Origin of the sequence: Geovibrio thiophilus (assembly GCF_004087915.1) — a bacterium.
In the GTDB taxonomy this organism is placed as follows: Bacteria; Chrysiogenota; Deferribacteres; order Deferribacterales; family Geovibrionaceae; genus Geovibrio; species Geovibrio thiophilus.
The window spans coordinates 2,701,212-2,725,989 of the sequence record NZ_CP035108.1; the positions used below are offsets into that span (position 1 = coordinate 2,701,212).

A 24,778-nucleotide genomic window follows, 5' to 3' on the forward strand; every position below is an offset into this window, starting at 1 on the left:
GTTATCGTTGTTCACTCTTTTGTTAGAATCCGTAAAAGTCTCTCTTATGAGCCTACAGACGGGACATTCTGTTTCAAAAACCGATTATAAGTACACACAACCCCTTCTTCCAGTTCAGTTTTGTACTGCCAGCCAAGCTCTGACAGCTTGGAAACATCAGTAAGCTTAACCATTGTCCCGTCCGGCTTTGAGGGATTGAACTTAAGTTCGCCCTCAAAACCGACAACCTCTTTTATGAGTTCAGCAAGTTCCCTGATACTTATGTCTTTTCCTGTGCCGATATTTATGTGTGTGTTTCTGATTTCCGTTTTATCCTTGACCAGATCGCGAAAATCGATCCTCTCCATAATAAAGACGCAGGCGTCCGCCATATCCTCGCTGTACATAAACTCACGCTTGGGCTTACCGCTTCCCCATATTTCAACAGAGGCGTCCCCGCGCTCTTTTGCTTCGTGAACTTTCCTGATTAAGGCAGGTAAAACATGTGATGTCTCAAGATCAAAATTATCATTAGGTCCGTAAAGATTTGTAGGCATAACACTAATAAAGTTTGTTCCGTGCTGCAAGTTATAGCTTTCGCACATCTTTACGCCTGCAATTTTGGCTATAGCATAGGGCTCGTTGGTATATTCAAGAGGACTCGCAAGCAGATATTCCTCTTTCATAGGCTGCGGTGCTTCCTTTGGATAAATGCACGTACTCCCAAGAAAAAGAAGCTTTTTTACATCGTTCATATAACTCTGATGAATAACATTATTCTGAATCATCAGGTTTTCGTATATAAAATCAGCCCTGTAGGTATTGTTTGCCATTATGCCGCCGACTCTTGCTGCTGCAAGAAACACATAATGCGGTTTTTCCGAAGCGAAAAAAGCAGCAACGGCATCCTGATTCACCAGATCAAGCTCGCTTCTTGTCCGGATGATGATATTGCTGTACCCCTTCTCCGTAAGTTTTTTCATAATCGCGCTGCCAACAAGCCCTCGGTGACCCGCAACAAATATCTTTCCGTTTTTATTCATAATAGCTCATAGTTTTGTACCCGCCGTCTTTGAGGTACACATCTTTTGTCATAAGCTTAAGATCGCTTTCCATCATCTCATTCACAAGATCCTGAAGTTCAAACTCTCTTTTCCAGCCGAGCTTCTGCTCCGCCTTTGTCGGATCGCCTAAGAGAAGATCCACTTCCGTAGGTCTAAAATATCTGGGATCAACCGCAACGACCTCCGTTCCGATCGGTATCTGATAAAGCGGGTTTGAACAGGAGGCAACAATGCCTTTCTCATCAACACCAACAGCTTTAAACTCAAGCTCAATACCCGCACAGGCAAACGCCATACGGACAAAATCCCTCACTGTTGTTGTTTTCCCGGTTGCAATCACCCAGTCTTCAGGCTCAGGAGCCTGAAGGATCATCCACATCATTTTTACATAGTCTTTGGCGTGTCCCCAGTCTCGTTTGGCATCGAGATTACCTAGGAAAAGCTTGTCCTGAAGACCTAGAGCAATTTTGCTGGCAGCTCTGGTAATTTTTCTTGTAACGAATGTCTCCCCGCGAACAGGGCTCTCATGGTTAAACAAAATACCGTTGCAGGCAAACATATTGTATGCCTCACGGTAGTTTACTGTTATCCAGTAAGCGTACATCTTAGCAACGGCGTAAGGGCTTCTGGGATAAAACGGAGTGGTTTCCCTCTGAGGAATTTCCTGAACTTTCCCATAAAGCTCAGAGGTACTCGCCTGATATATTTTTGTTTTTTCAACTAAGTTAAGCAATCTTACTGCTTCCAGAATCCTTAGTGTTCCAGTTCCGTCCGCATTGGCAACATATTCAGGAGTTTCAAAACTCACATGAACATGGCTCATAGCAGCAAGATTATATATTTCATCAGGCTGAACCTCCTGAATAATACGGGGAAGATTCATGCTATCTGTCATGTCTCCGTAATGAAGGATCAGTTTTCTGTTCTCGACGTGAGGGTCTTGGTACAGGTGGTCAATCCTGTCCGTATTAAACAGAGATGCTCTTCTTTTTATTCCGTGGACTGTGTAGCCTTTCTTAAGCAGGAACTCTGCGAGATAGCTGCCATCCTGACCTGTTATCCCTGTTACCAACGCAGTCTTCATTGATTTCCTCTTACTTCGTTTTCATTTCTTTGTTTCGTGCTGTTCATAATGAAATTAATGACCAAAACCCCAAAAACCATAAATATGAAGCTGCCTATAAAAGCAATTATACATATTCTTAAGCGGTGCGGTCCGACTTTATCTAAAGGATCCGGCAATGAAGGTTCGGATATAATGCTGAAACCGTAATACTCATCCGCATTTGCAAGGACTTTACTCTGAATAAGATTTGCAACCAATTCACTGAGCTTGGTTTTCAGTGCGAGATCAGCGGCTCGGTCAATTTCAAGCTTGTAGTTTTCTATGCGCATATCCAGATTCTCTAACTGTTTTGAACGAAGTACATTGCTTACATCCCGAAGCATAAGTGTAAGAATCTCTTTTGCCAGTTCGGGGCTGCTGTTATTGTATGAAAATGTTATATATTGCGTAGACTTATCCTCAACAAGCTTCAAATCCTCATGAATTAATTTGAATAAGCTGAATTTCTCATTTTTCCTGAACTCAGAAGTATCTGCAACTGACATTTCCTCCAGCAGTTTCGGCAATAACTCGTTTCTTTTGATAAAATCTGCGAGAAATGCTTTGTCGTTGAGAATAACATTCATATCCGCAAAGACAGAACCGCCGGAGTTGATATTTATTCCTGCAAATCCGGCTAAAGTTCCAAGTCCTCCAAGGCTGTTTTGTGTTGAAGTCTGCGCTGTCGGTTTGAGCACTGTTTTAGACTCATAAACATTGTTAAGAGAAAGAGAGTAAATCACTGTCGCTGCGGAAATCAAAAAGACAAATCCTATTATGTATAACTTACGCTTCCATATTACTGCCGCAAGTTCCAGCAGGTTTATCTCATCCTCATATATCTGTCTGTTATACTTATCCATTATTTCTCCTGTTTTTTGATCTGATAATAGTCCCTGTACCAGTCGATGAATCTGCCTATGCCAGTCACCACATCAACAGAAGGCTTGTAGCCCAAATCGGCAGTAAGGTCGCTGACATCTGCATAGGTCGCATGAACATCACCCGCCTGAAGCGGCATCATGTTCTTCTCCGCCTTCCTGCCTAGTTTGCTTTCCAGAGCTTCAATGAAATCCATCAGACGCACAGGTGAGGAATTGCCAATGTTGTATATTTTATATGGCGCTTTCGATGAGCCCGGATCAGGGGTTTTGGCGCTCCACAAATTATTTTCCCGGGCAGGGTTATCTATTACACGTACTACACCATCGATAATATCATCGACATAAGTAAAATCACGCTTCATTTCACCGTAATTGAATACATTTATCGGTCTGCCTTCCAGAATCGCTTTGGTAAAAATAAAAAGTGCCATATCAGGTCTTCCCCACGGACCGTAGACAGTAAAAAATCTAAGCCCTGTAGTCGGCAGATTAAAAATATGGCTGTAGGTGTGAGCCATAAGCTCATTCGATTTCTTGCTGGCGGCATAAAGGCTTACTGGATGGTCAACATTATGGGAAGTGCAGAAAGGCTGTGTTTCATTAAGTCCGTAAACCGAAGAGCTGCTGGCGTAAGAAAGTGCCTTTACACCATGGTGACGGCAGCATTCAAGAATATTTATAAAGCCGACTATATTAGCACTAATATAAGCATCGGGATTTTTGAGGGAATAGCGGACGCCCGCCTGAGCGGCGAGGTGGCAGACATTGTCAAATTTTTCTTCACTGAAAAGCTCTTCCAGTTCATCCCTATCTTCAAGATTTAGGCGAATGAACCTGTAGTTCGGGTATTTTTCCGACTGAATAAGCCTGTTCCATGAAGCGGAATCGTCATTTATTTTTATTCCTGTCTCGGCAAGTCTGTCGAATTTAAGCCTGACATCGTAATAGTCGTTTATGCTGTCGAGCCCGACAACTTCATCACCTCTTTCCAGAAGCTTTCTGACAAGATGAAAACCGATAAAACCGGCGGTACCGGTAACCAGTATTTTGTTTCTGACCATTGCTCACTGCCCCTGAACAGCTATTTTGTGCTCTTAACCGAAAAGCTGAATCTAACCAGCTTTATATATGAAATATGGTAGCATATTATAAAGACAATGATGAAAAGTACAAGCACAGGTGAAGACTTGTAGAACATCACAGTAAGAAGCTGGTACGTAATATAAATAAGAAGGAGAATACCTGAGGCGACCGAGTTTGAAAACTTTGTTCTTTTATAAAGAAGTGAATGCAGGTGGAGCCTGTCTGCACTGAGAGCGTCACCTTTTCTTATTACTTTACGTCTGAAGATAGAAAAGATCACTTCCCATATAGGGAAAATGAGTACTGCCAAAGGAAACCAGACGGACACATTTTCGTTTCTGTTCACAAGCAGTATAGAAAACAGTCCGAGAACAAAGCCCAGAAAATAGGCTCCGCCGTCTCCCAGAAATATTTTACCCCACGGATATACCCATATGAAAAAGCCGCATACGGCAAACGTCATTATTATTATCAGCCTGCCGAGCTGATAATCACCAACACTGTAGGCAACTGTAAAAAGAGCAAACAAAGCCACGATAGACGCACCGGACGCCAAGCCGTGGAGACCGTCAATAATATTTATGGAGTTTGTCACGCCTACAAGCGAGAACAATGTAAAAGCCATAGCGAAATAATACGGTAACTTAATAAAATCTATTTGAGTGATAAGCACATCAAGAGCCATAACAGCAATAACAGCTCCTGCTGTCATGAAAAGAAGCCGGATCTTAGGGGAGACCGCGCCGGATAAATCCTCAAAAAGACCTATAAAGAACACAGGCAGTGATGCCAAAAGAATCATTCGACCCAGCGGATCAACAAGCATAAATAAAGCCGCAGACATAATGCTGATACCGCCTACACGGGGTGTTGCGGTTAAATGAAATCGCTGAGGCTTGCAGCTGTTTTCACAGTCCATCATTATTTTACATTTTTTCGCAATCAGTATTATTACAAAATTTATGAATAGTGAAACGGCAAGGACAGCAAGATAGCTCATAGTATTTCCCAAATTACACCCTTCGGACAGCGACAGACAGGTTTATAAATGTTAATTCAAAACGGGAAGAAGCAGTGCTGTGTATAAGAAATTTTATTCTATTCTTATCAAACAACTTTGTTGACATTTAGCTTCCTCATGACTTTTATCCGTATATACAACTATTTTTTAATCCACGAAAGTAATAATTACCAATTTGTTTCTTTTGATCTCAAAAATATCACTGAGTTCTTTCAGAGAGTAGGTTCACAACAATAATTAAAAATTTGCGACAATCATTTAATCAAAAGATATATTTTAAATCAAATCCCGCAATATAGTTTTCGGTCGAACTGCCTGAAAAATCATAATAAAAAGTTCTTTCATCCAGATCCTTTTTATCCTGCGTGATGTATCGGGCAAAGACATTCAGCTCGTAGCTGCTGCCGAGGAATACTTCAGCACCTGCGGAATACTGCTGTTCCTTCTGTTTCAGCGCGCTGTCCCTTGTGCCTTTTTTGACATAAGACGCTTTAATATAAGGATGCACCGTTTCATTAAGCTCAGTGTATATCTCAAGATAGTAGCCTTCGTTATCCCTGCCAATCTGATGACCTATTATATAATCCTCAACGCTGTAGCCTTCGGGTGCGTAATTGTGGTGCAGGTAAGTTTGTCTGGAGATTCTTGCTGTCTCAAACCTTATATCGGTTTTACCTGTGGTAAGGAGCAAGCCGTATATATATGACTCGCCGAGGAGCTTAAAATCCTTCCCCTTGTCCTCAGTCTGCCACGGAGCGATTATGTCGTTCCAGTTATATTCAACGTAAAGCTTGCCGCCCTTAAATAATCCGCTCTTCTTGAGAAACGGAAGATACACTGACATCTCAGCTCCCAGAAACTGATCAGTGTCGTGCTCAGAACCGCTGTTTTCGTCTTCAGCGGTCAGAATATCCCAGTAATCGGACAAACCGTAGGATGGCATCTCGCTGCCGCCGTAAAAGCTTGTGCGGGACACAGCCAATTCAAGCCAATCCGTGGGTTTGAGGGAAAATCTGATCCCCAGCAGTTGAGGATCTTTATTCTTTCTGTCATCGTCATCAAACCAAAAATTAAAGATGTAATAGCGGAATCTGCCGAGAAAGCCCCAGTTATAGGGGATTTCCGTTTTAATCATCGCAAATGCCTGCGGGCGGATGTTGTCGCTTATTATCAACTGACCGAAATATCCCGGACCTATCTGAAGGTTATCCACGGCACCGATATAGGCGTTGTGTTTTCCCGCAAACTTGAGCTTGGCTCTTTCTACTTCTATTTCGGTTTCATCCGAGTTTCTGTAGATGCCCAGAGTATAATCAACGGCAAGAAAACGTGTCATATAAAGACCGCCGCTGAGGCTTGCCCTGTTGAAGAAGTCATCTCCGGCGTCTTCGCCGAAGTCCCCCGTGATCTGCATATCTTCATCGGATACATATCTGTTTTTCAGGTTTATCTCCCTGAGGGGAACAGCGTCAAAGCCCTCACCGTAAAGATCTTTCTGCCCGTAATATTTCCCTGCCTTCCGAGCGAATTCCTCAGTGTCTGCGTCAGAGCCGAAAAGTTCCTGCACTTCCCTGCTGTTGCCGAAAAGCACTTCTGCCTCACGCACTGCGACGGGCTTAAAGTTATCCGTATAGTATATGCTTGGATTGATAGCCATGCTTCTCTCCGCCAAACGGTAAAAGTATCTGTTGGTGAGCGGTATATCCGAAGTTGCGTACCTTCCGGCACCGTATGACGGGAGTGCGGTAAATATAACTGCTGCCAGCAGAAGCAAGGCTGTCTTTTTCATGTTCACTCCCTAAAACATCAGTTTTGTAACAGCAAATGTTGTCGCTATCTGGTAGAGAATCTGAGTTACGTCTTTTATGTCTCTCATATAGCTCGGGAATTTGAGCCTTCTGGGGACAACCACAACATCGCCGGCGTTCAGCTTCACATCATATATATCCTTCCACCAGAAGTTGCTTTTCACGTATTGGTTGGACACCACGCTTCCGTTAGCTCTTACAACGTACACATTGTTTTTATCGGCGATTTCCGTCATGCCGCCGGAACGGTTGAGCAGGTCGGACACTGTGCTTCTGCTCTTGTCATAGGCAAAGCTTGTAGCCTGAAAGACTTCTCCGACGACAGTAACAGTCGATTTTTTATTGGGTATATATATTTCATCACCGCTTTCCAGTTCAAAGTCATAACTGCTTTTCGCAAGCTCGGCAACGTTTTCAGCGTCTATGACAACTCTGCCCTGCGGCTCAAGTTCATCAAGTTTTTTTACTGTGTTTTCAAGATTTTTCGTAAGACTTTCATTCGCTGCGACATCCTGCGCTGAGAGTGATGAGGCAATCTCCTGCGAAGACATGGCGGTTATCATGCTTTCAAGCCTCATTTTCATAGATTTGAGGTTTTCAGCCTCGATCTCTTTTACAGACTGCCGTATGAATTTTATTCCGCTAAAGTGGGCGTAATCTGTTGTTCCGCCTGCTCTTCTTATTATGTTTGACAGCTTTTCGCCCTTGGCGATTGCATATTCTCCGGGGAAAAGAACTTCGCCGGATACTTTGACAAGCATGCTTTCCCTGAAACCAGTGACCTCTTTTACATATACCTGATCATAGGGCTGGAGCCTGACATTGTACTTATCCTTCATTACCTCATTGAGGTTAACGTCAATTACGCTGTATTTGGTCACTCCGTCAACTATATCCATGCGGACAATTTCAGCGGAATCGTAGTAGGCATTGTCTTTAAGGTTGCCTGCGGAGATTATAAGGTCTTTTATGTTCATTTCAGTTGCGTATATATATTTGCCCGGAACATTCACCGCGCCGTTTATACTGATCGTTTTTTTCGGATTAAATTCAAATACCGAGTGTACAAACAGCTTGTCTCCGTCTCTAAGTATCAGGTTGCTTTCAGTATTTCCGTTCATCGCATCGGCAAGGGAGATTCTGGTCAGAGTGTAATTAAAGCTCTCGTCCTTAATGCGGAAAAGGTGCGCTATGTCTCTGTAGGCTTCCTTTTTGAGTCCGCCTGCTTTTCTGACAAGGTCGCTGACCGTGAGGTTCTCACTCAGAAGGAACGAACCGGAGTTGTTCACCTCACCGTCCACTTCCACGTAGCCCTTGGGAGAATCGGCGTATTTAGAGTGAACAACTACATTGTCGTCCGCATTGAGCTCAAGCTTTCTGGCTGTCTCGGCATCAATGAATCTTGTATAAAATTTACCGCCTATCTTGCGGACAACTTCGATATTTTCCATTGAGGCATCAACGGCAAACCCGCCCGCCTTCATAATAGCGTCCATAACATTCGCGATCTCAGGCATTTTATATTTGCCCGCCGCGTTGACCTCACCGCTGACGTTTACAAAATGCTGCGCCTTAACCTGCTCAGCGGTAAGAATGTTGATTACGTCCATGGGCTGAACTTCAACATTGTTGGTGTGGTTCTGCGGATTCCTGAGTACATCGCCTAGGTTGAAGCCTATTACCTGTTTTGTCTTCCCTTCACCCGTGTAGCGCTCTATGTAGCCGTATTCAAGGGCTGTATTGCGTTTAAGCATGTCTTTATTGCTGAGAATGTCGGACAGCCTCATCCCTTTTTCTATTGAATACATTCCGGTGAAATAGACATTTCCTTTCAGCTCGACTGAATTGGAATCGGGAATGTCGGATTCCATTACGAATACCTTGTCGCCGTCCCTCAGCTTGGCATTCCTGAGATTCGTTCCGTAAATATAAGATTTAGTGACAACCTTGCCGTCATCGGCAAAGCTTCTGAGAAAAATATTTTTCTTGTAGCCGCTCGCCTCTATTCCTCCGGCAAAGCGAATCAGGTCTGACAGCGTCTCGCCGCTTTTCAGGTCGTATATCGCAGGGGTTCTTACTTTTCCTTCCAAGGTAACACGCATACTTGTGCGCGGAACAAAAACCGTATCGCCGGGGCTGAGGAGGAAATCGCCCGAACTGTCGCCGTGTATGATGAGGTTGTAAAAATCTATATTTCCGACAGTATTTCCGCCGTTTTTAATCTGAACGTTTCTTATGTTAGCTCTTTCAGTGAGACCGCCAGCCATTACAATGGCGCTTGAAATGTTATTAAAGCTGCTGACAGTGTAGTAGCCCGGGCGTGTGACCTCACCAAGCACGAGAACCCTGATGCTGCGGACATTCTCCACGAGCACCTCGGCTGACACACCCTCCATGCTTTCGAGAATGCCTTTTATTATGTACTGAACCTCTTCAAAGCGCTTTCCTGATACCTGCACTCGGCCTGTTTCCTGTGAAATAACGGAACCGTCTGCATTGACAGGGAGGCTGAGGGTTTTCGTTATTCGCCCCCAGATATAAACCTGAAGTCTGTCGCCGGGTCCGAGAATGTATTCGGAAAAGTTAATAGCGTTCTGATCAGGGATAAAGTTTTCTGTGCTGTTGAATATATTGTGACCGAAAATTTCAAGCGGTTTGACCTCTTCGGTTATATTGTCCTGTGGTTCCTCATATCTGCCTTCAAGAATCACGGTGTCATTATCCTGAAGCTGATATTGGGACATACGGTAGGTGTTTTTCGGGGTGTATGTGAAGTCTGCTACCTCGGCACCCCTGCGGTACACGGATATTTTCTGGAGCTTCTCAAGCTCAAGGGGACCGCCGGCTTCCGCTACTGAGTCGAGGATGTTAAATCCTTTATCTACCTTGTATTTGTTAGGATATTTAACAAAACCGAAAACGCCTATGGTTTTTGTTTCATTGTCGCTCATATACCTGAGCTGCTTTTTAACAAAGGGGTCAGGAATCGGAGGCTTAGGCGGAAACATTCCTGTCGCATTGTCCTGCAGCGGAAAAACAGTTCCGTTGTCATATCTTTGAAGATTCCGCAGGTGCGGATAGCGCCTGTAGTCTTCTTCTGTAAGGTTATCAAGATTTTTCGGAAGCTGATTATTTTCGATAAGATTATTTTTATCGGAAGCGTTTGTTCTGCCTGTCCTGTTGTCACTCTGAGTTTTTTGGGAATTAAGCTGCTCCTGATATTTTTCAAGCAGGCTGGGATTATTGCGCATGATTTCAAGGGTCTCCGGGCTGACATCAGCTAAATCCAGAGCATAAACCTTTGCAAAACAAACAAAAGCTAAACAAATAAGAACAAATGATTTTATAATTCTGGCAGACATGATCCCTCCGGAAATGAGCAATACCTAATTTTTAGCCCATAAACTACCTTAATACAACTGAAAATGGTGATAAACAGCGATGCGGAAAAGATTTGTCAAATTGCGGAAGAGATCCTCCATCCTGCGGGTTCAGGTTGAAGGTCTGAAGGGTAATTACGAGGAGTGCAGCGACGAAGCGGTCTCACAAGAGACTGCCGTGCTTCCTGCGGAAGCTCGCAGTGACGTAAAAACAGAGTCACTCTGAGCGGAGGCGAAGAGTCTCAAAATAAAAGCAAAATTCAGACCGGACTGCACCTTGAGATTCTTCACTTCTTTCAGGATGAGCATAAAAAAGCCCGCCGGAAAAAATCCGGCGGGCTCGGGTATTTTAGTAAGCTTTTCTTAGTTCAGGTAGATTAGAAACCTACGCTGAGCATGTGAGAAGCATAGTAGATGGGGTCTGCATCGTACTGATCAGCGCCTGCACCGATTTCGTTAACCTGAAGGTAAGCTGCCTTAACTGTGTAGTTAAGAGCCTTGTTGATCTGGTATGAAACATACGCATCAAGTTCATACAGGTTGATGTCAGCATAGTTAGGCTGGTTGTCATCATCGTAGTTAGAGAATGCGTAAGCGAAAGCTGCACCGAGTGTAAGAGCATCAGTGTGAGCGTAGTCAGCATAGAGTTTGAAGGTAGTGAAACCGCCAAGGTCATCGCCGCCTGTTACGCCGCCGAGTTCGTCAACTATGAAAGTAGTGTCGAAATCGTCAGCGTAGTTGAAAGCTTCGCCAGTGTCTTTATCAACTGAACCGTAAAGGAAGATAAGACCAGCAGTTGTTTTACCAAGGTTAGCGAAACCATTAACATATGCACCGAAAAGGTCATAGTCTTCATCGCCTTGTTTATCTGTAGAAACGTTTCTGTAAGCAAGCTCAGACTCAAATCCGAACATGCCGAGGTCGCCGTTAAACATAACGTCAAGACCAGTAGTCTGAACGCCGTCAGTGTCGTTGTCCATTATTGCAGCAGAGTTGTCACCGTATGTAAGGTTAGCACCGTAAGTGAAAGCGCCTGCTTTGCCTACATAGTCAATGCCGTATCCGTCGTTGTCATCTTTTTCAGAATCTTCGACATCATAGCTACCATTCTCAGCATTTTTAGTTGTCTGGAAAGTAAGTTTACCCATAGCAACAGGAACAGCAAGTTTAACTCTGTAGTTACCTTCTACGTTGTTGCCGAAAGCTGTACCCCAGCCGCCTGTAGCCATGAGACCAGCGGAAAGGAGACCTGCTTTACCGAAGTCGTGCTCAAGGAAGGCTCTCTGGATAGTGAAGCCAGCTTCGCCCTCACCGGTTGTTTTGGCTTTCATTTCGGGATCGCCCCAAGTACCATCGTGGAAATCGCCTCTTACTGTGAAGGCTGTGCCTTTGTCAACGATGAATTTAGCCTGAACATTACCGTCCTGCTCCCACCATGAATTCTCACCGAGTGAGTCTTCGTTGATACCGCCGTTTTCAACGTAGATACCCTTTACTTCCATGTAGCCGCTGAGTTTAACATCGGCTGCGAATGCTGTTGCGGCAAAAGCCACAACCATGAGAACTACTAAAAGTTTTCTCATCCTTTTTCCTCCTGTAGGTTTTTACTGTTTAAAAGGTTACCCTTTTTACTTCCACACCATTAACTCAAACTCAAATACTGTTAAAAACTAGCACAGCATTTGAGTAATGTCAACACTAACAAGAACTACCACATACGCTGTTTGTAAGTCAACGTTTTTTTGGTCAGAACACGTTTACAGGGGAGTTTAGCCCAAACTTAAGTCTCCCACAATTCAAATTAATGTGAAGTTGCAGTGTCTATTGTTGAACACAGTGTTAAACCGCTTTGATACACTTCGGCAGGGATATTTGATTCTTTAGAGAAAATATTTACAGAAGATCCTTCACTGCCACGGCTCCACGGATGGAGCCTCGCCGTGACTCTGCAAAGTATCACTCCGAGCAACAGCGGGGAGTATTGAACAAACCCTCCCCGCCCCTCCTTTTATTAAAGGAGGGGGTTTTAGCCTTATTACCAAAAACTTCCCCCTTTAACAAAGGGGGACTGAGGGGGATTTATTAAAAATTGCTACTTTGTTTCGATATACTCTATCTGGCTGGTAGCTTTGCGGAAAACTCCGCCAGCGATGTTTCGGAGCATGAAGAGATATGTTCTTCCGTATTCCTCATACATGTAATAATCCACAATAACGGGCTCTTTCAGGTCTGATTCCCATACTTTTGACATGGTTCTGCCTTCCCAGCCGTAGACCGCGAAAGCGGAGCCCTTGTATGAAAAGGTGTTCGGCAGCATGTTGGACATAGATTGGTTTTTTATAAGATACAGCCGTCCGTCGGTATTTACAAAGATGCGTCCTTTAAGATGCTGCCTCTGCTCCATAACCTCAAAAGCGTCTATATCCTTGATCTTCTGATTGACCTTTCTGTTTTCCTGCTCTTCCTGAAGATTGATGAACTTCGGGGTCTGACTGAACTGCTCAACGCTTTGAAAAACCTCTTCACCGTCCTTCTCCACAACAACCTTATAATCATCATTAATATATACAGGGTTGACACTGCCGTCCCTGTTGACATCAGCATAACCGAAGCCGAAAAGCTTTTTATTCGCCGAATCAGGGATTGACTCGCCCCTCACGTAGCTGCCTTTATACTCAAGCTTCTGAATCTGTCCGACAAATGTTCCGTCGGTAGCGAGTCTCTGCGTGAGGACAACCTTTTTACCTTTGTCGTAGCTCACCCTTGAGAAGAAAGGAAGCTTCTCCGCCTTGAGCGCAAACTTTGCGCCGTCATATTCATAGACATTTGTTTTAGCGAACTTGTCATACTCAAGCCATGATACCAGAACTTCCTCTATGCCGTTGCCGTCCAGATCCGCACTGTCCACTGACACTATAAACCTTATGCCCTCGGGCTTAAGCTCCGCTTTTTTCTCGAATGCCTTTCCGGTAAATTTGTAGAAGTCAACCTGAGCCTTGCTTGAAACAGCGGTGTAGATCTCTTCCTTGTCGATCATATGACCGACAGTCATAGTATCGTATTCAGCCTCAAGAATATCACTCTGGAAAGAATCTCTTGTGAGCTTTCCGGTGTCCTCAGCCTCAATATCAGCGTAGTATGCGCTTGCGATCAGGGTTCCGGTTTTTGTGTCTCTGGCTTCCAGAGAGATGCCGCCCTTATCGTCCTGAGTAAAATTAAGCGCAATGACCGCCGAGTCTTTGAGGATAACGTTGGGAACCTTTGCAACATCCTCCTTCAGCAGAAGTTCTATGCGGGTAGGCACATTAACGGCTTTAAACGCCACCTCAACCGGAGGGTTGAGAACGATTGCGTCGCCCACTCGGGGTTCAGCCTTTTTATCAGAAAGCTCAAGCTCGGAATAACCCTCGAATACATTTTTTACAACCGCATCGCCGATCAGGACTTTTTTTCTGCCCAGCACCTGCTTGGTTATGGGGTGTATTATCTCCTCGCTCTCTTTGTAAACCTTCAGCACAAGCCCCGGATAAACGTTTGACGCTGAGCCGAGATCCGAATAGATCACGCTTCCGTCAACGCTGACCACATACCCGCCCATTCTGCTGAAAAGCGAATTTACATCTGAGGCGACCTTCTCAAACCTTGCCTGAGCGGCTAAAGGTAAGAGAATAAGAATAAGTACCAGTAATTTTTTCATGTGTAATCCTATAAAACGTATTTGCTGAGATCCCTGTCTTCCACGATTCCCCTGAGGTGGCTCTCAACATATGTGTCGTCTATTATTATATTTTTTTCTTCCGTATCCGGCGCTTCGTAGGATATTTCCTCCAGAAGCTTTTCAAGTATGGTGTGGAGCCTTCTGGCGCCTATGTTTTCCAGAGTGCGGTTAACCTCTGTGGCTATTTCCGCTATTTTCATAATACCGGAATCGGCAAACTCAACATTTACCCCGTCCGCTCTGAGAAGCGCTTCGTACTGCCTTGTGAGAGCGTTTTCAGGCTCTTTCAGTATGCGGATGAAGTCCTCCGTCTCCAGAGAATCCATCTCGACCCTTATGGGAAAACGCCCCTGAAGCTCGGGGATCAGATCAGAGGGCTTTGCCATGTGAAAAGCGCCCGCAGCTATGAAAAGCACGTGTGACGTGTTCACCATGCCGTGCTTGGTGTTAACCGTGGAGCCCTCGACAATGGGCAGAAGATCCCTCTGCACCCCCTCACGGGATACATCCCCGCCCTTGTGGGCGGCTCCCTCACGGGCACAGATCTTGTCTATCTCGTCAAGGAAGATGATACCCGTCTGCTCCACACGGCGCAGGGCGTCCTTCTTAACGTCTTCCATATCGATAAGCCTCGCCGCCTCTTCCATTTCGATGACGGTTCTGGCTTCCTTTATCTTCATCTTTCTTTTCTTCTTTCTGTTAGGAAACATGTTTTTCATCATGTCGCCTATGTTCATCCCAAGCTCGTCCATACCCATATTGGTAAGCACTTCCACCTGCGGACCCTGTTCTTCCACATCCGCCTCTATCTCACGCTCTTCCAGCTCTCCTGAGGCAAGCATCCTGCGGAATTTCTCACGGGTGGATGAATCGGAATTTTCCTCGGAGAAGCCGGGCTTCTTCGGCAGAAGAATATCCAGAAGCCTTTCCTCTGCGTTGCGCTTGGCTTTTTCAAGCACGGAATCTTTCTTCTCTGTCTTGACCATGGCGATTGCTATCTCAACAAGATCTCTCACCATGCTCTCAACATCACGCCCCACATAGCCCACTTCGGTAAACTTACTCGCCTCTATCTTCATGAACGGAGCTCCGGCAAGCTTGGCAAGCCTTCTGGCGACCTCTGTCTTGCCCACTCCCGTGGGTCCGATAAGGATTATGTTTTTTGGCGAGATCTCTTCCTGAAGATTTTCGGAAAGCTGGAGCCTGCGCCATCTGTTGCGCAGGGCGACGGCGACCGCTTTTTTGGCGTTTTTCTGCCCGACTACATATTTATCAAGCTCTTCCACAATCTGTTTCGGCGTAAGCGCACCCTGCTCCGCCATCAGACGCTGATCGGTTTTCATATCTATAGTTCCTCGATTATAATGTTCCTGTTGGTATAAATGCAGATGTCCCCTGCTATCTCCAATGCCTTCCTGACTATTTCGGCGGCGGAAAGTTCCGTGTTTTCGCTGAGCGCAATGGCCGCGGACTGGGCAAAGGCACCGCCGGAGCCTATGGCGGCAACGCCCTTATCCGGTTCGACCACATCCCCGTTGCCCGTGATTATGTACACGGCGTCACCGCCCGCCACAACCATCATCGCCTCAAGCCTGCGGAGGTATCTGTCCGTGCGCCAGTCCTTGGCGAGTTCCACGGCAGAACGGAGCAGCTGACCGCCGAACGCCTCCAGCTTCGCCTCGAAACGCTCCATGAGAGTGAAGGCGTCAGCAGTGGAGCCTGCGAAGCCGCACAGCACTTTATCGTTATAAACTCTTCTTACCTTCTTTGCATTGTGTTTCATCACGGTGCTGCCGAAAGTGACCTGACCGTCCGCGCCTATTGCGGTTTTGCCGTTTTTTCTCACGGCGATGACCGTTGTTCCTCTGATTTCCATAATTCATTCCCTGCTGTGTATCAGCTGTTCCTGAGATTTTTGACAAGCCTTTATAAGTTACAAAAAACAGCATCGTATGACAAGCCGTTATATTATGAAAGCTGAAATCCGCTTACGTTCAGAACGTTTCCCAAATATGCGGTTTACTTTAAACATGAAAAAAAGTATATTCAGTGGTTTTAGGATATGCGGTACAAATGCGCTTTTTTACGGTCGGATGATGAAAAATAGACTTTTCCCCTTTGCATTGTGGCTGTTCGGTAAATTCATGACGCTGTACGGAAGCACATTCCGTTACCGTGTAACCGGCAGGGAAAAAATTGATGAGCTTTTTAAAAGCGGAAAAAGCGTCGTGTTCTTCACATGGCACAATCAGATTTTCCCCATCCTCCACTTTCACAGAGGCGTAAACCTAGCCATAATCATATCCAGCAGCAAGGACGGAGACATAATGGCGCATGTGGCTGAATCCTTCGGCTACAGAGCTGTCAGAGGTTCGTCCAGCCGCAACGGCTCAAAGGCGCTCCTTGAGATAAAGAAGCTGATGAACGGCACATGGCACGCCGCCATAGCAGTGGACGGACCCAAGGGACCCAAATATAAAATGAAGCCGGGCGCACTGTTCCTCGCGAAAAACACCCACGGCGTGATGATGCCGGTTATCTTTGACTGCAAAAAATTCAAACGCTTCGCAAGCTGGGACGGGTTCATTCTCCCTTACCCTTTTGCGAAAATAGATGTTCACTACTGTGATCCTGTTTTTGTTTCCGAAGACACGGAACCTGAAACCATGAAAAGTGAGACAGAGCAAATAGAGAAATCCACTATGGAGCAGACGCTTGTTTATTCTCCGAATATTGTATAACCTGCTTATAATTATAATTATCCCCTTCGCTGTTCCCCTCGGTTTCCTCTTTGCCCTGAAGAAAAAGGAGGACGCCGACTATTTTCAGCGCTTCGGCTTCATAACCTTTCCCGAGCCTCCCGCAAAAACAGTCTGGTTTCACTGCGCCAGCGTCGGGGAAGTGCGCAGTCTCAAGCAGCTTATAAACGCCTTCCGCAGACGGTATCCCGATGCGGAATTTATAATAAGCACCACCACAGCAACGGGAAAAGCCATTGCGGAGAAAGAGCTTAAGCCTTATTTCGCTTTTCTGCTCCCCATAGAAAACCCCATCGCTATTCCCTATATTCTGTACTGCATGAATGTCAGGGCAACAGTAATAATAGACACCGAGCTCTGGCCGAATTTTATCACAAGCACATCAAAACATGCGCCGCTTTTCCTTGTGAACGCCCGTATTTCAGATCGAAGCCTCGGCGGGTACATGAGAATACGCCGGATAATTTCACCGCTTCTGCACAAATTCGAGCATATCTTCACCAAAAGCGATGAGGATACAGCCAGATTTGCCGCCATTAAGGGTGACTCGGCTAATATATCCACCCTCGGCAATATTAAATTCAGCGAATTTGAGGGAGAACCGGATCTCTCTGTTATAAAACCAATCACGGACAAACCATTCATAGTCGCAGCCAGCACACACAAAGGCGAAGAAACGGCAGTGATAAACGCGTTTCTTGCAAGCGGCTTTGACGGAAGACTTGTCATAGCGCCCAGACACCTCCACCGGACGGAGGAGTGTCTGTCTCTTCTTAAAAGCGCCGGACTCAACCCATGCGCTCTCACAGGGTTTGATCCCTGCTGTTCCGCAGTTGTGGCTGATGTTTTCGGACAGCTTGAAGCGCTTTACAGAACAGCGGACAGAATCTTTATCGGCGGCTCAATAACAAATATCGGCGGGCATAATATTTTTGAGGCTCTGCGCTTCGGACGCCATGTTGCAGTGGGACCGAACATGCAGAATTTCAGAGAAATTTATGAACTTGCGGCTGAATACAGGCTCGTAACAACAGCTGCAAATGAACACGAGCTTGCCGAATTCTTCTCCTCACCCGAACCTGAAGGTAATTTTGAAGGTTTCAGAGCGGAAGTACAGGCATCCGCAGACGAAAGACTGGGCAGGTTTCTGGAGGCAATGAAAGTTGCACTTATTGATTAAGTTTTTTTACCTCCTTCTGGGCGGAAGGAGCCTCGGTTTTCTCAGACGCACAGGGAGTTTTCTCGGTTTCGTTTTCTGGTATCTGCTCCCCGCCAGACGGAAGATAGCTATAAAAAACGCAGAGATAGTAGGTGCGCCCGACCCCGTAAAATGCGCCCGTGAATCGTTCCGCCATACCTTCATGAGCTATATGGAGGCATTCTACATCGGCAGGGTGGACGAAAAGTTTCTGGAAAAATACATCAAAATAATCTGCCGCTGCGAAAAACCTGATCCGATTACAGGAGAAATCATAGTTTCCGCACACTTCGGATGCTGGGAGCTTGCGGCGCCTTCCCTCGCTGTTATCAGTCCTCTGAGAATCGGTCTGCTGGCGAGAAAAATAAAAGATCCGAAAATTGATGAATTTGTGAAAGGACGCAGAGACTTCTCCGATAAACTCATTTATCTGCATCACAGGGACTGTGCGGAGGAGATCAGCAGGCTTATAGCCTCAAACGCCCACATAGCGGCGCTTCTGGATCACGCATCCACTGAAAAGGATTCGATTTTTATTCCGTTTTTCGGCATCAAAACCACATTCAATAAGGGGCTGCCGCTCATAGCCGTCCGCAGAAACATTCCTATCCGCCCTGCCTTCATGAAAAGAACGGACGAAGGAGCGGAAATGATTTTTCTTGAACAGATTCTGCCGGACCCTAACCTTAAGCCCAAGGATCGGATAAACGACGTCGCCATTAAAATTAATAAAGCGTTTGAAGAGATAATTTCCAAAAACCCGGAGCAGTGGTATCTGCTTCATAAGCGCTTCAAAAAAACAGAGGATGAAAATGGAAAAGTTTCCCGCCGTTTTTATTGACCGTGACGGCACAATGAATATCGAAGCAGGCTATATTGATCATCCCGACAACTTTAATCTTTATCCGTTTGTCCCCCACGCCGTTCGCCTTCTCAATACGCACGGCTTTATTGTCGTCGTCCTCACAAATCAGGCCGGAGTCGGAAGAGGCTATTTCGGAGAGGATAATGTGGAACTGCTTCATTCAAAAATGCGTTCGGAGCTTTCAAAGGGCGGGGCAAAGCTTGACGCTGTATATTACTGCCCTCACCACACATCATCCAAAGACCCGAAATACGCCATAGACTGCGACTGCCGCAAGCCCCGCACAGGCATGGCGGACAGAGCGCTCAGCGAACTGCCCATTGATACGGACAGGATGTTCATCATCGGTGATAAGATGAGCGACATTAAGCTCGGCAAAAAGCTCGGCTGCCGCACATATCTGGTGAAAACCGGTTACGGGCTGAGAGAGGCGGAGAAAAATCCCGAGAGTGCGGACATTATAACCGACAGCCTACTCACCGCGGTTTTGGACATTCTGCAAATCAGTCGGCAAGCACAGCCGGATCAAACCCCAGCCTGAACGCTCCCCAATGCTTCCCGTTGATCATAACGGGAAGAGAGAGATCGTTCACCACCTCGCCTGTATCGCGGACATAAGCCTGAAGCAGGAATCTTTTGGTGTTTTTCGCTGCCCGCAGCCCCGTATGATCATTGAAGATCCTTTTATCCCTGCTGGTCAGAACATCCGTTTCATGGTTCCCCGTGAGCGGTCTGGCAAATTTGCTGTTGTGGGTGGGAGCGTATCCGTTGCTGTCCACGCACAGGGCGAATATGCACCCTTTCACGTCCCTTAGAGCCTCATCGTATATTTTCTGAAACTCAGCCTCTATGCGCTTGTCATAATCGGTTGAATACTTCTGCGGATCTGTTCCCTTGACGGGGCGGTAGTTTCTGTCAAAAATATTTACACCCTGAGAGGCATAGGCAGAGAGCTTGGATTCAAGGATATTTTTGTATCCGTCCGCCTTAAGAATTATCTGTTCAAAGGTGCCTTTGCCTATTTTGAAGCGGGAAACAAGTTCCTGAATTATCTCAATCTTGCCGTTAAGATCGTCCGTGGAGTGTTTCGATTCCTCCATCCTTCCGGTTACCTCGTTTGCTATGCGGTGAATGTCCGAAACATTATCGTTTATCCGGTCGTTGACCTTGGTGAGATCGTCCAGCGAGCCCGAAATATTCTGCAATCCCGCGGATGTCTGCTCAAAGTCCGTCACCATGGACATGAACTTCACAGATGTCCGCTCCACAACGTCCTTTGTGAGCCCCATATGCTCGTTTATTGTTTCGGTCTGCGTTGCCGTGTTCTGCACCTGACCGACTATATTGTCTATGTTTTTGGATATTTCTTCCGTTGCCGTCTTCACTCTTTCCGCCAGCTTGCGCACCTCATCCGCCACGACTGCGAAGCCTCTTCCCGCTTCCCCCGCTCTTGCAGCCTCTATCGCCGCGTTCAGTGCGAGAAGATTTGTCTGGTCGGAAATGTCTTCGATGAGGGAAACAACAGTTCTGATATGTCTTGAGTTCTCCGCAAGACCGTTCACGGTGGTAAGGAAGGAGCCTATCATTGTGCTCACCTCCTGTATCTTTTCCGTGACATGCTCAAGCTCCCCGTAGGATTCCCGCGCGTGAGCAAGGTTGTTCATCGTCGTGGTGCTTATCTGCACGGAGTTTGCCGCAACTGTCTCTATGGCATCAGTAACTTTTCCGCTTGCCTCGAAAACTGTGTTGGCAAGTCCGTCCTGAGTTTTTGCGTCTTTAGAGGCAGCATCGACATTCTTGACTACCTTTGCTGATTCAACGCCTATATTGACGCCCAAAACACGGACATTCCTGATAATGTCGCGGAGCTTTTCCATAAATTTGTTGAAGTTTCCGGCAAGCTCGCTCATTTCGTCATATGTGAGCTGAGGCATATCCAGAGAGAGATCCCCCTCCCCTTCACTGACTTCTTCAAGAAGCGCCGAAAGCCGCTTCACAGGCTTAACAATCAGCATCCGCATAAAAATTGCCGTGAGAACGGCGGCGACAACCGAAAAAACGGCGAAGAAAAGTATATGGTAAATACTCTGGCTGACTATGGCTCCGCCTATACTTTCCGCCAGCGCAGGATCCTTCGCGGTGATCAGCCCGCATATACTGCTGCGCTGATACAGAGTGAACACTACCATCAGAATGATCTGGAAACAGACAATGCCCAGAATATTCCCGAAGATTTTCTTTGTGAGGCTGTTGAAAATATGTTTCTCCAGCCATTTGTATATATTGTAGAAAATAGCCATAGTTCACCATAACACTTTTATAAAATAACCATTGTGTAAAATAAAATCTTTTATAAATTTTTGCAAGCCAATTAAATTCTTTTATAAATTACGGTAAAACAGAATTTTTTTCAGGTAAGATCCTGTATCAATAATAAAACATCGGGTAATTTTTGTCCGTAAATAGTTTCAGGCGCTTCGCGTATGCAGTCTTTTTCTGCTTTCCGGAAAATTAAGTTCTGGACAAATAATTGATATTTCCCATAATTACCCGAAACATCATGAGGTTCATCAATGACATTATTTCAGAAAACCAATATCGGAACACTTGCGCTCAGTAACAGAGCTGTCAGATCCGCCACATGGGAAGGCGGAGCGGATGCGGACGGAATACCGTCCGAGAGGCAGATTAATCTATATAAAGAGTTGGCGGAAGGCGGAACCGGACTGATTATCACAGGATATATCGTCCCCTGCGCGGACGGCAGACAAACCCCCGGGCAAATGATGCTGAAGGATCAGGCTGCACTTGAAGTGTACAGAACGCTTACCGGTGCCGTGCATACAGAAGGAGCCAAGATAGCCGGACAGCTTGTTCACTGCGGCGGTCAGTCCACGGAGCGCATGGCAGGAAGAAAACCCCTCGCCCCTTCCGCCGTGGAAGCGCCCCAATACTCTTCGGTTCCGGAGGAGATGAGCACGGAGGAAATCGAAAGAATAAAATCCGCATTCGCATACACGGCAGGGCTCTGTAAAGAAGCGGGATTTGATGCCGTGCAGCTTCACGCCGCCCACGGGTATCTTATTAATCAGTTTCTGTCGCCTGCGCTCAACAAACGCACAGACGAATACGGCGGAAATATCGAAAACAGGGCACGCTTTCTTCTGGAAGTTCTCGCGGAAGTTAAAAAAACCGCAGGAGCGGACTTTCCGGTGATGGTGAAGCTGAACGGCTCGGACAATCTGGAGGGCGGGCTTGATATTGAAGACTCAGTACAGGTTGCGGCTATGCTTGGAAAAGCCGGAGCAGACGCAATCGAGGTGAGTGCGGGAACCCCTGCCTCCGGCAAAGAAGGCGCTCCGGTACGAACCGGAATTAAGTGCGGGATAAACGAAGGCTATAACCTTGGATATGCCAAAAGAATACGCTCCGCCGTGTCGCTGCCTGTTATCACCGTGGGCGGGTACAGAAGCTATGAGGAATGCCGGAAAGCTTTTGAGGCGGGCATGGACTTTGTTTCATTTTCAAGACCGCTGATAAAAGAGCCTGCGATCATAAAAAGATGGGAAAGAGGCGACACCGCGCCGTCCGGCTGTATATCATGCAACGGATGCTTTAAGCCCGGGCTGAAGGAAGGGCTGATAAGATGCGTAATAAATAAATAGACACACGCCCCGCCGGAATGCGGGGCTTCGTTTTTTTCAGAGGTGGTACTTAAGCCCGTCGATGCGACTGATCATTTCATAAAAGCTTCTCAGCTCATTATAATTGCCCACTTCCACAGTGACGGATATAGACACGTACTTTCCGCTGCTGCTTTTTCTTTCCTGAATGTCAATAACCTCTTTCAGTACAAACACCGCCTTTACGCTGTCCCTGAAAGAATCCGTATCATCCCCCATCATCTTGTATGTGAATCTGGCGGGGTAGTCCATTTCCGTAAAACTATTCTGCTCGCTCAACTTTTATCACCATCCCCTTAATTTCCGCAATTTTTACTTTATCGTTTTTCTCAAAGGATGAGCCTGATTCAGCGTTCCATATCTCGCCGTGGACAAACACCTTGCCTGAGCTTCCGTTCCAAGACATGACAGTTCCCGCTTCGCCTATCATCCCTTCCGCTCCGGTAGCAGGCTTGGACAGAAAATCCTTAACAATGAGCCTGCCCAGAAGCCCCACAACAAGAAGAACCGCAGCCAGAACGCCTGCTATCATTCCCAATGAAACACTTATGCCCACGTTCCCCTCCCTGCTGAAAAGCAGATACATTCCGAACCCAAGCGCCACCACTGCCCCCAGTGTCAGGAGCCCGAAGCTCGGGATAAAAACCTCCGCAACCATCAAAGCAAAGCCTGCGAAGATCAAGAGAAGCCCCAGCCAGTTTACGGGTATTATATTGATGCCCATGAGGAAAAGCAGTATGGCGCATATTCCGATCCCTGCGAAAACGAACGTTCCGGGCATCTTGAACTCAAGGAAAACAGCCCCTATCCCTATGAAAAGCATAAGCATCAGCACATTCGGGTCGCTGAGAAAAAACGCCACCTTTTGCAGGACAGTGGGCTCAAGGTATGTTCTCGCCGTCTGTTCGCCGTATTTTTCGGACAGAAGAGCCACGAGCCCGTCATCACTGTTCACCACAGTGTCTATAATATCAGCCTCAAGAGCTTCCTGTGAGGTGAGGCTGAGGGAATTTGTCACCATCTGCACAGATATATCAAGGTTTCTGCCCCTTTTCTCCGCAATGGAGCGCATGAAGGCGACCGTGTCGTTCTCAATCTTTTTGCCCAGCTCACCCTCAATATTCTGTCCGGTTATGTTCACCGGATGAGCGGCGCCTATATTGCTTCCCTCAGCCATGGCTGCGTAGTGGGAAGCGAGGGTTATGAATGTGCCCGCCGAGCCCGCTCTTGCCCCCTGCGGGGAAACAAACGTCACCACAGGGGTCTCGCTTTCGAGGATAAGCTGAACGATTTTTCTTGTGGAATCCAGAATGCCTCCCGGAGTATCAAGCTTTAACACCAGCACACCTTCTGCGGAGGAGGCTTTCTTCAGAGATTCTTCTATATATTTTTCGGTGTATCCGCTGATTACGCCGTTTATCTCAACGAAGAAATACTCCTTCGCGCCGGCGACGGAAAAGGCAAAAAGCATCAGGAAGGCAAGAAAAAATCTCATCAGTTCCTCCGGAGGAATTACTGTTTTATCATTCTGAAGAAGTATACGCCCAGTTCCGGCGAAAACTTGCGGTAATATTTTGTTTCGTGGTAGTCCACAAGCTCGTTTATAAATACAGTATCGTACGCGCTCTTCAAATTTTCCACAGGTTTCAGGTTTTCCGCTATCTCTTCGGCATAGTCCGCCTGATCTGTCGCCATGTACAGACTGCCGCCCGTCTTAAGCTTGGATGTGAGAATCTCGATGAAGGATGTCTTCAGCAGCCTGCGCTTATTGTGCTTTTTCTTCGGCCACGGGTCGGGGAAATTCACGAAAAAGTTATCCACACAACCGTCCTCAAGGAGGCTTACGAAGAATGTGGCGTCGAAGTGAATTATCTTCGCGTTTTTCACTCCGGCAGTGCGCACCTTTCGGATTGCCCTGTCAAATATACGCTTCATTACCTCAAACCCGAGGTAGTTCTGCTCCGGATGCCTTCCGGCAAAGGCACTTATAAACTCGCCGTTGCCGATGCCTATCTCCACATTGAACGGGGCTCCGTTCGGGAAAAAATCTTCGGGAACGAATTTATCGTATCCTTCAAATTCGCCGCCGTGGGAAAATTTCTGAAATCTTTCGACCTGCGGACGCAGATCCTTGGCATATATGTATATATCTTCCTGAAAATTAAGGTCTACTCTTTTAATAACAAGCCTCCCTGACGTAAATAATATTTATTCAGCACAAACACCCCCGT

General features: G+C 46.3%; 21 protein-coding genes. 6 read left to right on the forward strand and 15 right to left on the reverse strand.

Annotated elements, in window-relative coordinates; all coding sequences use genetic code 11:
* Positions 1 to 44 precede the first annotated feature (44 nt).
* The 11 genes from EP073_RS12500 to hslV all read right to left on the reverse strand — a co-directional run bounded on the left by EP073_RS12500 (position 45) and on the right by hslV (position 15,918).
* A complete protein-coding gene (locus EP073_RS12500; RefSeq protein WP_128467499.1) occupies positions 45 to 1,022 on the reverse strand; it encodes a GDP-L-fucose synthase family protein in 978 nt (325 codons plus the stop codon).
* On the reverse strand, positions 1,015 to 2,127 hold the full coding sequence (gmd, locus tag EP073_RS12505) for a GDP-mannose 4,6-dehydratase (protein WP_128467500.1): 1,113 nt from the start codon (positions 2,125 to 2,127) through the stop codon (positions 1,015 to 1,017). The genes EP073_RS12500 and gmd overlap by 8 nt, the downstream gene beginning before the upstream one ends.
* Positions 2,124 to 3,011: a Wzz/FepE/Etk N-terminal domain-containing protein gene (locus EP073_RS12510; RefSeq protein ID WP_128467501.1), complete on the reverse strand. Its 888-nt coding sequence runs from the start codon at positions 3,009 to 3,011 to the stop codon at positions 2,124 to 2,126. The genes gmd and EP073_RS12510 overlap by 4 nt, the downstream gene beginning before the upstream one ends.
* On the reverse strand, positions 3,011 to 4,093 hold the full coding sequence (locus EP073_RS12515; RefSeq protein WP_128467502.1) for an NAD-dependent epimerase: 1,083 nt from the start codon (positions 4,091 to 4,093) through the stop codon (positions 3,011 to 3,013). The genes EP073_RS12510 and EP073_RS12515 overlap by 1 nt, the downstream gene beginning before the upstream one ends.
* 20 nt (positions 4,094 to 4,113) lie before the next feature.
* Positions 4,114 to 4,917: an MraY family glycosyltransferase gene (locus tag EP073_RS12520; protein ID WP_164885373.1), complete on the reverse strand. Its 804-nt coding sequence runs from the start codon at positions 4,915 to 4,917 to the stop codon at positions 4,114 to 4,116.
* Between the two features lie 481 nt (positions 4,918 to 5,398).
* Positions 5,399 to 6,925 (reverse strand): capsule assembly Wzi family protein, encoded by a 1,527-nt coding sequence (locus EP073_RS12525; protein ID WP_128467504.1) that lies wholly within the window; start codon positions 6,923 to 6,925, stop codon positions 5,399 to 5,401.
* Positions 6,926 to 6,934: 9 nt separating this feature from the next.
* Entirely contained in the window at positions 6,935 to 10,306 is a 3,372-nt protein-coding gene (locus EP073_RS12530) for an SLBB domain-containing protein (protein WP_128467505.1), read from the reverse strand.
* Between the two features lie 395 nt (positions 10,307 to 10,701).
* On the reverse strand, positions 10,702 to 11,907 hold the full coding sequence (locus EP073_RS12535) for a hypothetical protein (RefSeq protein ID WP_128467506.1): 1,206 nt from the start codon (positions 11,905 to 11,907) through the stop codon (positions 10,702 to 10,704).
* Positions 11,908 to 12,416: 509 nt separating this feature from the next.
* A complete protein-coding gene (locus tag EP073_RS12540; protein ID WP_128467507.1) occupies positions 12,417 to 14,021 on the reverse strand; it encodes a hypothetical protein in 1,605 nt (534 codons plus the stop codon).
* Positions 14,022 to 14,029: 8 nt separating this feature from the next.
* Positions 14,030 to 15,385, reverse strand: a complete 1,356-nt coding sequence (gene hslU, locus EP073_RS12545) for an ATP-dependent protease ATPase subunit HslU (RefSeq protein ID WP_241654003.1) — start codon at positions 15,383 to 15,385, stop codon at positions 14,030 to 14,032.
* Between the two features lie 2 nt (positions 15,386 to 15,387).
* Positions 15,388 to 15,918, reverse strand: a complete 531-nt coding sequence (gene hslV / locus EP073_RS12550) for an ATP-dependent protease subunit HslV (RefSeq protein ID WP_128467508.1) — start codon at positions 15,916 to 15,918, stop codon at positions 15,388 to 15,390.
* Positions 15,919 to 16,135: 217 nt separating this feature from the next.
* Here hslV and EP073_RS12555 point away from each other — a divergent pair, with 217 nt between their 5' ends.
* From EP073_RS12555 to EP073_RS12570, 4 genes are read left to right on the forward strand one after another with little or no spacing between them, the layout of a single operon-like run.
* The gene (locus EP073_RS12555; protein ID WP_164885374.1) at positions 16,136 to 16,783 is read left to right on the forward strand and encodes a lysophospholipid acyltransferase family protein; all 648 of its coding nucleotides are present in this window, start codon (positions 16,136 to 16,138) and stop codon (positions 16,781 to 16,783) included.
* Positions 16,758 to 17,981: a 3-deoxy-D-manno-octulosonic acid transferase gene (locus tag EP073_RS12560; RefSeq protein ID WP_128467510.1), complete on the forward strand. Its 1,224-nt coding sequence runs from the start codon at positions 16,758 to 16,760 to the stop codon at positions 17,979 to 17,981. Before EP073_RS12555 ends, EP073_RS12560 begins: the two co-directional genes overlap by 26 nt.
* A complete protein-coding gene (locus EP073_RS12565; protein WP_164885375.1) occupies positions 17,974 to 18,840 on the forward strand; it encodes a lysophospholipid acyltransferase family protein in 867 nt (288 codons plus the stop codon). Before EP073_RS12560 ends, EP073_RS12565 begins: the two co-directional genes overlap by 8 nt.
* A complete protein-coding gene (locus tag EP073_RS12570; protein ID WP_128467512.1) occupies positions 18,812 to 19,405 on the forward strand; it encodes a D-glycero-alpha-D-manno-heptose-1,7-bisphosphate 7-phosphatase in 594 nt (197 codons plus the stop codon). The genes EP073_RS12565 and EP073_RS12570 overlap by 29 nt, the downstream gene beginning before the upstream one ends.
* Here the strand turns inward: EP073_RS12570 and EP073_RS12575 are convergent.
* Complete coding sequence (locus EP073_RS12575) at positions 19,368 to 21,164, reverse strand: methyl-accepting chemotaxis protein (RefSeq protein WP_128467513.1); 1,797 nt, start codon at positions 21,162 to 21,164, stop codon at positions 19,368 to 19,370. The genes EP073_RS12570 and EP073_RS12575 overlap by 38 nt on opposite strands.
* Positions 21,165 to 21,437: 273 nt before the next feature.
* On the opposite strand from EP073_RS12575, the gene EP073_RS12580 reads away from it, so the two are divergent.
* Positions 21,438 to 22,529 carry an oxidoreductase gene (locus EP073_RS12580; RefSeq protein WP_128467514.1) on the forward strand — a complete coding sequence of 364 codons (1,092 nt, stop codon included), beginning with the start codon at positions 21,438 to 21,440 and terminating at the stop codon, positions 22,527 to 22,529.
* Positions 22,530 to 22,565: 36 nt separating this feature from the next.
* Here EP073_RS12580 and EP073_RS12585 read toward each other — a convergent pair whose 3' ends face one another.
* Genes EP073_RS12585 through trmB form a run of 3 tightly spaced genes read right to left on the reverse strand, consistent with a single transcriptional unit; the run spans position 22,566 to position 24,566 of the window.
* Positions 22,566 to 22,826 carry an HP0495 family protein gene (locus EP073_RS12585; protein WP_128467515.1) on the reverse strand — a complete coding sequence of 87 codons (261 nt, stop codon included), beginning with the start codon at positions 22,824 to 22,826 and terminating at the stop codon, positions 22,566 to 22,568.
* Entirely contained in the window at positions 22,810 to 24,042 is a 1,233-nt protein-coding gene (locus EP073_RS12590) for an NfeD family protein (protein WP_128467516.1), read from the reverse strand. Before EP073_RS12590 ends, EP073_RS12585 begins: the two co-directional genes overlap by 17 nt.
* Positions 24,043 to 24,059: 17 nt before the next feature.
* On the reverse strand, positions 24,060 to 24,566 hold the full coding sequence (gene trmB / locus EP073_RS12595) for a tRNA (guanosine(46)-N7)-methyltransferase TrmB (protein WP_241654004.1): 507 nt from the start codon (positions 24,564 to 24,566) through the stop codon (positions 24,060 to 24,062).
* Here trmB and EP073_RS14025 point away from each other — a divergent pair.
* Entirely contained in the window at positions 24,513 to 24,743 is a 231-nt protein-coding gene (locus EP073_RS14025) for a hypothetical protein (protein ID WP_241654089.1), read from the forward strand. The genes trmB and EP073_RS14025 overlap by 54 nt on opposite strands.
* The last annotated feature ends 35 nt before the right edge of the window (positions 24,744 to 24,778 follow it).